Annotated in this window: 3 protein-coding genes; all 3 read right to left on the reverse strand. The window is 46.8% G+C overall.

Annotation, left to right across the window (positions count from 1 at the left end; all coding sequences use genetic code 11):
• Positions 1 to 456 precede the first annotated feature (456 nt).
• The 3 genes from JMJ04_RS21955 to mads6 are packed head-to-tail and all read right to left on the reverse strand — an operon-like array spanning position 457 to position 11,963.
• Positions 457 to 6,021 carry an ATP-binding protein gene (locus JMJ04_RS21955; RefSeq protein WP_201372618.1) on the reverse strand — a complete coding sequence of 1,855 codons (5,565 nt, stop codon included), beginning with the start codon at positions 6,019 to 6,021 and terminating at the stop codon, positions 457 to 459.
• Positions 6,022 to 7,680, reverse strand: coding sequence for a methylation-associated defense system protein MAD7 (gene mads7 / locus JMJ04_RS21960; RefSeq protein WP_201372619.1), 1,659 nt, complete (start codon positions 7,678 to 7,680; stop codon positions 6,022 to 6,024).
• Positions 7,681 to 7,682: 2 nt separating this feature from the next.
• A complete protein-coding gene (gene mads6 / locus JMJ04_RS21965; protein WP_201372620.1) occupies positions 7,683 to 11,963 on the reverse strand; it encodes a methylation-associated defense system protein kinase MAD6 in 4,281 nt (1,426 codons plus the stop codon).
• Positions 11,964 to 11,968: the final 5 nt, after the last annotated feature.

The raw sequence follows: 11,968 nt of genomic DNA on the forward strand, positions 1-11,968 counted from the left end.
ACCCTCAAAAAGCTGGGGAGTAAAATGTTGCGTTCGTTCACACACGTGGTCATTGGTTCCATCTCAATCGTATGGTGGTTCATACCCTTTCGTGGTAAACACAGATGTAGCCCCTGTTCCTTTGAGGTATAGTTGCAGGAAACAGCTATACCTCTTTGATGGAATTTTGGAGTTTAGATAAAATTCCTATGAAGCTAGACCAGAAGCGGCTTGAGCTATTTCATGGCAAGGACTAGAACAATGCGACTCCAGAGCTTTTGACTCTCGCTCTTTTTGATAAAAGCTCTGGTTTTTAGAACGGATGCCCCAAGCAGTCAGCACAACCTGGGACGCTCTTGCGGGATTGACACAAGCGCTTGCTGCACGGATGCGGCGAGATATTCTGATCTTACACTATCCCGCAATCATTTCTTGTAAATAAACAGATGTTTGAAGTTTTATGGTGTTGCAGCCAGCTTAAAGATCTCCCGCAGTTTTCGTAGCTCCTCCGTGCAATGTCACTCTAGGTCGTAATCGTATTTTTACCGCTTTTTGACTAAAAAGTGGTTCAGTTGCTTTATTTGCCCAAATATATGCCTCACCGGGTTTGAGCAAAGCTAATTGTCCAGAAGTTAACTCGTTTAACGCAACTACCGATTTCTGGATATGCTTTAGCCAGCTGGGTGAATTAAAGCGATGCAGTAGAATGATCGAAGACAGTTCAATTACAGTGCCAGGTAAAGATAATGGATCTTGAGAAGCGATTAAAACCGAAACACCTTGGTGGCGCATTTGTCGAATTACGCTCACGACTTGGTTGGTCAGTTCGCTCCCCGTCATATACTTATGAGCTTCGTCAAAGACAATCAGTTTATTGAGATGATTCTCATCATGTGTCCCGACACCAGCAAAGATAGTAAGCATAACGACAAACAAACCAAGTGCTTGATCTTTACGGATAAGCTCGTCACGCAAGTCTACGATGATCAAACGTCCGGCTTTGAGATGGTCGGCCAATGGAGTTGCAGTGTCAGAGATATACTCCGCTGCAAAATCCAGGCGCATTTCCGCCAGATCTTTTTGAGCATCGTTGAGCCGCGAAGTGAATATACCTTTTCTCACATTTTCGATGGTAAGGTTATTTCGGTACTCACGCATGATTTTGTTGATTTGCGTAATATAAACGGATTGATTATCAACTGCGTTCATCAGGAATAACCAATCGCGTACTGTTAGTTCGTTTGAGCGGAAAGAGATAGGTTGTACTTCAACATCAGGGAACTCTCTGCGCCGCGCCGCAACTTTATCAGCAGAAGTTAAGATCAGCACATCTGATAGCGCGGCTGCTTCAGCGCCAAACTCCACGCGTAAACGCTGCAGCTCTTCCTCTCGGTTATTAGGTTGAACCATAGAAACAAATTCAGGCGCATAATCCTGTGACTCGTGATAATGGAAGATTACCGTTGCTAAAGGATGAGGCAGGCGATTCACTCCTGGAGAGTATTGAGTTGCCATCTCAACAACAGTCCCTATAGTGTAACTCTTCCCAGCTCCTTGTACTCCAAAGAGGCTAATCGTATTGACGCCATTCAAGTCCAGCCCGATAATCCTACCACCACCACTACCTAGCACACCATACTGTGGAGTCATGCGGGTATCGCCAACTAACACATCAATAATGGGCTCTTGTCCCTCTAGTATAGCAGATGACGCAGGCGCCGGATCATTGTTCACCGCTGCCGCACTGCTGGAAGATAGTTCTGGATCAAGAGCTAGAGCTTTTTCTGCCATTGAATTAGTCAATGACTCACCAACGGAAGCCTCCACCGACGGCTCGAATGGCTTGGACAACAAGCCCGGCTCCTCCTCTTTCCTTGATATCCTTGGGTCGGCTAAGTGCTTTGTTTCCGGTACGTTCGTAGGGGCATCTTTAGAAGTAGCCCCATTGCCGCGGCTCAATGCTCGTGCACCAAAAGATGTTGTGGTGAGAGCACTACGAATAGAGTTAAAACTAGGATCTCGTTGCATAGCAGAAAAGGATTGGCTCGAGAGTATGGGAATACTTTCCGCCTGCTCAACATACATTGATATGAAATTAAGAGAGCGTAGTCCTTGTTGTACCATCCGGCTAATGTATTCTGTTCCAATGAAATGAAAGGTAACATTTGCATTCGTTGTCTCTTTCAAAGAAGCCGAACTCAAATCGAAGATAAGGCCACGGCTCACAAATTGTAGAGCATACCCCTGATCTAAAGAGATAAAAAAGTCAGACATCTGTTCTGCTATCTCAGACTCAATCAGTCCATACCGTAGGGCGCGTTTCAAATAGAAATCAAGCAGTGTGATCAACTCTTTGGTTCGCACTTCTCTCTCCAGAAGAGGCCGCCGAGGATCAAAGCGATCTTGCAACACTCTTTGGGTATTTGTAAGTTGCTCTTCGATCTCATTTTCCAAGCCGTGCTCAGCCCCATAACGGCGCGATTTGACTTCCAAGAGGTGAAAGACCATGACGCGCTTTTCTGGCTCAACTTCTACCATAAGCAAATCGCTACGCCGTCTGGAAAATCCTGGATCTTGATGAAAAAGATTTATATGGGCATCCAGTGGAATAACCACGCGATTTCCCAACAAGCCATACTGCTCCAGAAATAAGCGTGCAAGAGCTAAGCTAATAACTTCATCTGCCAATTTAGGAGCAGCTAGCAACCTCAGCGTCAACGGGCCTGACAGTGAACGCAATAAGCGGAAAAAAAGCAACTCTTGACTTTCTCCCTCATTGATCCCATACCGTTCCAAGACTGGGCCAAGGATATTTACAACCTCATCAGTCGCCTGAGTGGTAAGCATTAAGTGTTCTCCTGTTGCCTCCAGGTATTCTGGAGCGAAGTCGAGCACAAAAACTGGGCGATCGAGCTCAGGCGCGCTATCAAAATATTCCAGACCTAGATTGCTATCTACTATCAATACCCAATCAGAAGCAGTATGAACTTGATAGAGTAAACTTTTTTCGTCCAGGTCAAGGGTAAGGCAAACAGTTGGGCGCAATGGTATTTGGGCGCTCTTTGTACAAAGCAAGGATTGCAAATGCGCAAATTGAGTGAGTACATCTGCCAATTGACGCGAAGCATCCGGAACGGCACTCAATTCTCTGGCTTGCCCTGGACGGAGTTGGTGCAACCATGCCAGATTACCCTGTTTATTGTTAAACCAAGTGACAGGTTCCTGGATCAGACCATGGAGATAACTTGAGCGCCCCTTTTCAAGCGCGTTCTCTAGTGAGACACTTGCAGGAAAAACGTTGAGGAGCAGGCTTATGTGTGCCGCAAAACGTTCCGGGTTTTCTTTGAAATCGCTGAATTGATTGCGGGCAAAACGTAATTTTGGGAAGAGCAAATTCCGGCTCGTCAGGGTAAACTCATCTTGTGTTTCCGATACTTGCCGATTAGGGCTCAACAAATCTTCCAAAGCTCCCCCAATATCATCTAAAATACCGCTTTCACTGAACAATTGAATCTGATACTTTAAATGCTGAGTCGGATATTTGGCATCTGGTCTCCCTTTCTGCAACTCCACCAATGCATCTGCAATTAGATGCGCGTCTCCAGGATTAAAAACGTTCAGCTTGAGTGTAGAGACATAAGGATGCTGCTCCAGGTAGTGTCTGAGTTTTTTTGCCAATTCGTCCACGCGGATGCTGCTGCTTGATGACATATGCGTTTGTATGCCAAGTGATGAGACCAAGCGTGAACGGATTGAGCGGCTGTCATGTATATTTGCTGGTAGATAAAGCTGCCAGAAAGGGGTGAGTGAGCCGTTATCAAGATAAAATTGATCAGCCGTATCTAACAACAGTTGTGGAAGATAACGTGGAGTGAGTTGACGCAAGTAATTAATAACGGCTGAGGAAAACAGGCTCCTGGGATTGTCAGCCTCAAACGCATTACCGAGCCATGCTTCAGCCAACCGTTGGTGTTGTAAATGCCACCAGAGGCGCAAAGGGTGTGTTGGGGCAAGCAGACGTATCGCTACCTTACTATTCATACCATGCTCGATCGTCGCCTGCACTACATCGATATCCAAGGCAACCAACAATTCGCTTTGGAGGCTAGATTGTCTATCCATATCACTCAGTGATGTAAGATCTTTGGATATCCTGCTCAACCAATTCCGATAGCTGGCAAAATACTGTTCTATTTCGTCAGCTAGAGGAAGCAGACTTATAGTAGCGATGAGCAGGCCAGCTGCCGAAGGTGTAGAAAGTTCTTGCTCGGCAATCTCCGCGTCGATCTGCTCCATACTTGAAATGGCATATAGCAGACGGCGGCGGGCTTCCTGAAAGTCCGGTGGTATATATATTTTTTCACGTTCAGTAGTGCGGCGCCCCTTTATGCGGGGCGATGGGCCATTATGCTCCGATAAATCAAGGGTCCATCGTCCCAGGGGATCTTCGAGTGTGAGTGTACGTCGCTCAATATCTGCTAGCACGCCGCTCAAAGGCAAACTATAACTGTTATTAGGGCCAAAACGCACATTAAAAATTTCTTCTACCGCATGCCCACGACCGCCCACATGCGCCCAAGATGCCTTCTCTGGCTTCAATCCCTTTATCTTAATGGCCATTTCACCACGCCCGACAGAACCTAACAGGCGATCAAGTGCACATAGGTAAGCTTCCTGGTATGAGGTAACGGTCTGGTTGCGTACTGTTTCGGGGGGATCGATAGTTATGCTGTTATCATCAATATACAAAAACTCTTCTGTTTCATTAATCCGTTTGCTGCTAGGATCATGTGGATTACGCCTTACCTCTGGGTCATTCTCTCTATCTTCCTTATTCAGTAATACGCCATCCATTGTATAAGCACGAACACGTAAGAAATACAGTCCTTCTTCCAGACCCACATCGGCTACATCTTTGATAGCATGGCTCATCCTCTTAGATGCACCTTTTTTGACTTTCACGCGTCCGCTCTCAAAGAGCACAGATCCAGCGCTATCAACCACTTCAACCCTAAAATGATCCAGGTGGTTTATATTTTTGAATTCAGGCTCTGTCTCCCACGAGACAGTAAGATGTTTCGTTTTGATTGGATGAAAGAGTTTGACCGGAGTTTCACCATTTTGACGCACGGGTAACTTCAGCGGATTCACGTACAAAAGACACTCCGGCTCGGATTTTGCGAAAGGCCAGAGGTCAAATGATAAATCTTGATGGGCAGGATCAGTTGCGATCACTTTGCCCCACTGTGTAACTTTCTCCAAAGTATATTCTTTAAGAAAACTGTAAAGTTTTGTCTGGATTGAATTGGGTTCTAGTTTAAGGCGGTAGATGCGAGTCAAGAGTGTCGTACTGGAATCGGTTAATATTTGTCGCGCATGTACATTGCGTTTTATACACGCCTCTAGATATTCGTTGTCGCTATCCTCAGACTCAAATAAAGCACGATCGGGTATAAGATCAAGCTGATAGAGAGAACAACCTATAGCTGTAACTGTCGCTCCATTTTGCCCTATAGTGAGTAAAAATTTTACTATCTGATCATCGGTTAGACGCCCTCCAAAGTGGGTAACCCGGTCCAGTAGTTTCGTGATTTGCGGCTGAAGAATTGCTGGTAACTGGGCGAGGACAGCTTTTCGCAAAATCTGACCAAGATTGGTGAAACTAAGATCCGTAAATGTCGAAACGTCAAAAGAGTCTTCCGCGCTTGTATGTAGGCCAGGTGCAATAAATACCAGTAGAGGCTTGTCCTCCGTATTACGCAGTGCAATGAGTTGCGCCGCCTTAACCTGCCAGGGATGTTCTTTGGTTTCCTCATCTTTGATAAGGAAACAAATATAGGTGCTCCCGCCCTTGCTCTGATAGAGCCGCTGGGCCAATTCTCGCATAACAGCAATGGGTAGATCGGAGATGCGTAGACAGTTACCAGGCGCACTATTCTCTAAGCGCTTCTCAATCTCTTCTGCAGCTTTCTCAGTGAGCAGATGGGAGAATAGGGTAGGGTCCAGGTCTTGAAACGGTCTATGAGAAAGATCTGTAGTCACTTATTTCCCCTCCAAACGATAGCGCGGGCGAATAGTCTGGGCGTTATAGGCATCACTCAGGTCGATATAGAATCCAATTTCGCGCAGGCGATCTTTCAACGCTCGCAGGTTATCCCGATATGCCGCCAGCTCTCGCACGCCGGCTTGCTCAGCCAGCGCCGGTACATCCAGGCCGTTAATCACAAACCCATACCGATCTAAGAGCCAACGAACTAACTCATCGATCAAAATAGGGCGCGATCGAAAGTGATTTGGACCATCTTGCTCCAATACGGCAATCTGCACTAAAACCTCCAGCAATCGGCTCCCAATGTGGAAACGCCGTCCATTTTTACGCGATCGCCCCTGCCGTACTAAACCAGTATCCTCATTTTTCTGCAATAGAGAATCCAACAATGCTATATGGTACTTTTGGTGAAAAGGAGTACGAATATAGCTCACCACCTCAATAAACATCTCAAAAGGAGATAACTGCATATCCCGAATCGCATCGATTTCCGACCACTGTGCCTGCTCCTTGGCTTGCTTGCGTGAACTGATGCCAGGGTCGTCGGCATCTTGCCGCTGGTGATCCAACTCCTGAAACAATGTGTTTAGCCGAAGCTTAAACATGATTTCGAAGTCTGCTGGTGGATTATGATAGGTTGCCAATGCTTCCTGTACAGATGCCGGTTCTCCCCGGCGCGAAAAATCGTTATTCAAATAATAGAGAAGCTGATTTACCGTGAAGACAGCTTTAATGTAGTCATTAATGCGTGCGAACTGTTCTAAAGCATTAGCTTGTGACATCGTAGCCATGGTACTCTGATAGTCATTTCCCATATCTATGAGCAGCAAGGGTTTATATAAACATGGGATCATAAAGTCATTTTTGGAAGGTCCCAGGCAGTGCTCACAGGTGCCACCTGTGCGCTTGACTTTTACCCAGCCGGGAAGCAAGGAAAACAGACGCAACATATACAACCCCATGTGAATACCTAGGATGGTTTTAAGATAGTCGAGCATAACGTGGCGAGGCACTACTTCTTGATAAGCAAGCAATCGCCGAACATCATCAGCGAGTAAACGCGCGGGCGCCTGAGAGAGCAGGGGTATTAGTAGTTCTTTGTTATCTGAACTTGGTGTATCATGTAAGTCTTTATCTGAAACCAACCGTTTGATCACGAGGGTATCTAGATCAAGTTGAACGGCCGGAGTCGCTTCTCTCTCTCCAAAACACTCACGCAGGCATTTAATGATATCTGGGTCACCAGCATAGAGCATATTATATGCCTGATCTGAACTATTGTAATCACGAGTGTATTTGGTGTTGCGCAGTTTATAGGCATCCAGACTTAAAGGGATGGGGGCGGCAACGGCCTCCTTCCCTTGTTCGCCACGCGAGACCACATCTATCAGATCGCTCGACAACCATTTTTTTGTAATTTCTGGGTAACCACTTAACCCCTTTTGGGTGTTTGGATCTCTGGTTAAGCGCTCGTAGAGAGAGTCAATCGTCACCTCGCCGCGCGCTCTGGTGGTCACTGGACGCCGTCCCCCATATTTGATCAACATAAAAAGATTTACCAGCATTCGATCTAGATTCACCGCCTTGGCATCGAAATGAGCAATAAGCGGTTTTCTAAATTCTTGTTCTTCTTTGGTTAATTTTATGGGCATGGTTAGTTGTTCCTCTTTTCCACTGCTCGCATGTAAAGAATGTTCTGGTCATCAACTCCAATTTGATAAAATTCCCGGTCGTTTTCGGTAAGCAACGCATCTCGGTAAGGCAGGTGAGCCAAGGCGTTCTTAAAGAGTGAAAGATTGAGGAAATACCCTTGAATATCAGCAGGCGAAGGCACCAATCCATCGCTGATCTGATTCAAAAGTTCGAATAGGTCGAGCGAAATAGCCAAGCTTACCGATTTATTCTCGTGCTGGAATATGAGCCGATCTGGCGTGTACTCGATATAATTGGCCAGCGTTCCCAGCGTGGGGGTGCGCAAGTTAAAAGCTTCAAGTGGAAAAAGGCGAAAACTCTTTAAAGAAGTCTTCGCGGTGGAACTGGCACGTAGCACCACGTTTTTCTCCGCATAGCTCCGTTCACGCATGCCGGCAGCACGGGAGATTGCAAAGACGATTTTAGATTTGAGTTCTTGCCCATCAGCTCGTTGTTTATCGACGTCGGTGAATTTCAGGAATTCTTGAATATACTGGTAGGGCAGCATCGCTCGCCAGTTAGCGTCCCGCCGCTCAAAGAAGCTCTTGCGGCGCAGCATAGCATGATAGAATAAGCGGCGTTTTAATACTTCTGGCTCATGACGGCGGATTGGATCATCTTCCTCGTTCTGTAATTCAGCATGGATTCTGCTCAGCAACTCACGTTCATACTCATTATTACCAAAGCCCAGGAGCGGCGATGAGACTAATTGACTACTGGTAGCAAAATAGAGCGCACGGTCATCGTCTGGATTAGCAACATGTGCAGGATCAACCTGCATGAGCAGGCCTACGAGTCGGTCTGCTGTGCCTGCTAACTCTGTTGCATTCCCACTAACTTTCTCCAATTCACTGGCTGGTTCATCTGAAGCGGCGATAGAGTTGTAGTAGAAATTTCTCAAGTAGTCAGCTGGCGATATATCTTCCTTCAGCAAACGAGCTACATCTTCACAATTATGATCGCGCAGCAAGATATAGGAGAGTGCGGAGCGAGTGTCGCGCATTGTGATATGCAGGCGACGGCGCAGATACACCACCTCAAACAAGGAGCGTAAACGCTCCACCACCTGTTCGCCTCCATTCACATCAGCAAAGCGATCAGCGTTGGCTTTCAGGAAACAACGCTCTTTATACTCACAGGTCTGACAAGCTACCCAAAAATGTGGATCGACCAGCTTTTTCACCTGACGACTGATAATTGACTTCTCGTTTCCTGCTACTACCGAACGCCAATTCAGATTCACTAGCAGTAGGCCCGGATCGAGGGCTTTTTCGACCTCCGAGAAATCCAGGAAATCCAGAACGGCTTTATGCAAGTAGGAGTAGCGCTGGCGATAAGCATGGAGGAAGTCGCGTAGCCGCCCTTCATTAATAGCAATAATGCGCGCTGCGGTTTCTTTATTAGCAAAGGGATCAGAACCAGTAAAAGGCGTAAAGAATTCATCCAGAACCTGGTTATTTGCTTTGCCGCCTTCATCTTGAGAACCATCATAGTTTGTCTCGAAATCGAGCCCGGCCACGGAGAATCGCTTCCCATTGCTGCTCTCGCGTGCCTGCAATATAGAACCCCGCCGCTCAGCCTCAGACTCTAGCTGTTGGATGAAGGCTGTTTTACCATCTCCAGCATTACCCGTAATGATCACCAAACGGTGTTTCCCAGCCAAGATATCAAGCAATAGCCGATCATCCAGCCAAGTAGGCACATACGTAACTCTGGCAATGGGATCAAGGCCTCGTGTACCTGCATTACTTTGGCGAGCTTGACTGTAGAGCGTGAGCAAGCGAGTAACATAGGGATTATAATTCGCCTTATCGCGCTCCCAGTCTTCGAGTTCAAAATCGGGTTCGTATAATTGTGCCTCGTCGCTTCTGGCTTCAGGGGTCTTTACCCCAACAGATGGGAAAGGTGTGATTGCCTTAGGCCGCAACAAATTATCAGTAACAGCAATCAACTCCGCGAGCATCGCCTGAGCTGAAGAAAAACGCTGTCCACGTACCGGTTGTATTGCTTTGTACAGAAACGAAGCAAATACATCAGATAGATCGGGACGATAAGCAAGGGGATGCTCAGGTACACTATCCAATTGGGGTGTATTTGGGAAGGGGTGGTGACCTGTAATCATTTCATAGAAAACGACACCGACCGCAAACAAGTCACTACTTTCGTTCCAGCCCTCAGTTACAATATCCGGGGCCATGTAGAGTGGAGTACCAGCTCGCGTGTTCTGAGGAAGTGTGCTGAGACGCGTAGCAATATTGAAATCAATCAGCTTGAGATCGCCATGCCTGTCCAGCATCAGGTTACCAGGCTTAATATCGCGATGCAGATAATGCGTGCTGACTTGCTGAAATTCCTCGAATTCTTCCTGGGTCAGTTCACCTGTTTCTTTTTTATGCAGCAATTCAGCTTCTCGCTCTCGATGCGGCTGGTGGAGATAATCAAGAGCACGAAGTAATTGTGCTATCAAAAGTGCAACTCTCTGGGGAGGAAGAAGATTCTCGGGCTTTGTATATGTAGTAAAAGGTTCCCCTTCAATAAACTCCAATAAAAGATAAAACTGCTTTGAATGGATACGATCAGCGAAGTATACTTTAGCAATATTAGGATGATTCAGAGCAGATAGAATACCATACTCTACTTGAAGATGCTTTAGGACATAATCGCCATTGATTATCTTCATCGCACAAACACGATTGGTCATATCGTGGAAGACTTTATACACCTGCCCAAATCCGCCAGATCCAAGCTGTGCTAATACTTTAAACTTCCCATCAATTTCATAACCCACCGAATAATAAAGCGGATAGGTTGGAGGTTGTTGCGCCACCACTGCTGTTTCCTGAACCTTTGGTGGGTGGAGTAATTGTTCTAGAAACTCAACTACCTCACTACAAGTATAGTGCCGAGCAGCAGGCTCTACCTGGTAGAGAGTGGCTGCTAGATCGACAAGTTGTGGTGGAAGATCTGGCGGAAACGCTGTCAAAAAAGGGGTGCTATCGCCAGCTTGATTTCGTTCCGCGAGGTTTGCAAAAGGAACATGTCCACTTAGTAATTCGTACATGATCGCCCCTAATGCATAGAGATCGTTCGCGGACGAAACAAGGGGATTGAGCTGATCTAATTCGGGAGCGAGGTAGCGTCTATCAGCATCGGCCGCCAACGGGCTCCAGATAGTTGCCTGACCTAGTGCCTCCACCCGAGCGTGTTCAAAGTTCATCAAACGAGACGTATAGTAAGTGTCGAGCAAGATATTCTCAGGGCGTAAGTCCCGGTGAACGACATTTTTGGCATGGGCTGCCGCCAGCCCTTTTGCGACGCCGATTATGATTCTTACTTTTTCTTCAAGGCTCAGGTGCTCTCCCCGCTCTAGTAGGTCACGCAACGTGCCGTGTTCTGACCACTGGGTGAGTTCAATGAAATGTCCCGAATCATCCGTAGAAAAATCATTAATCATCACGAGGTTAGGATGGTTCCCGATCGATTGCAGGGCCTGAACATCGCGCCTGATGCGCAACAATTGTTGAGCACGTTGATCCAGTGAGACATATGGCGAAAATGTATACATCCGCATCCGCAGTTTTGGTGAGTTTGGGAGCAAATTGTTCTGTACAATATATTCGTCAGTCAAATCAGTACGCGCCAGGGTTTCGACTACGGTATAGTGGCCAATTTGATGCGGTGCCTGTGTTCGAATGCGTGCCTCTTGTTCAATGCCATCGCGAATAGTATTGCGAGAGGACATCAAGGCGTTGGGAACTAGAGGACGCCTTGTGTTTAACCGAGACGGAACTTGTAGGAACGTTACCACATCAGTATAAAGAAAAGCACGCTCTGCTGCTGCACCGTGCAACCGTAGCCGAGTACGAGTATCGGCGATGGCAACACACGCTTCCACCCAGACACTATTAAGAGATGAAGAAAATTGTACCAGCCGACTTTTCAGAACCCGCGCCTTTTGATTGGCCAAGCGCAATGGATTGGCTTTCTCTTTGCCACTAGCCAGCGTCCAGGTATAATCACCACCGCTAATCTGCCCAAGCCAACGTTTGATCTCGACAACATAAACAGCGTGAGGAGTTACTACAATCACATCATACTCATACGGCTGGCGACCAGGCTCGGTCAATTCTATGTTGGGATAGAGTAAGTAATTGGAGGGAAGAGCATTCGCCAGATGCTGAACAACCAGCGCTTCTCCTTCATCGACCGGCTGAACCCCTCCTAGATTAATCACTTGGGCCATACTAC

The organism is Ktedonobacter robiniae, from assembly GCF_016587375.1.
Classification (GTDB): Bacteria; Chloroflexota; Ktedonobacteria; order Ktedonobacterales; family Ktedonobacteraceae; genus Ktedonobacter; species Ktedonobacter robiniae.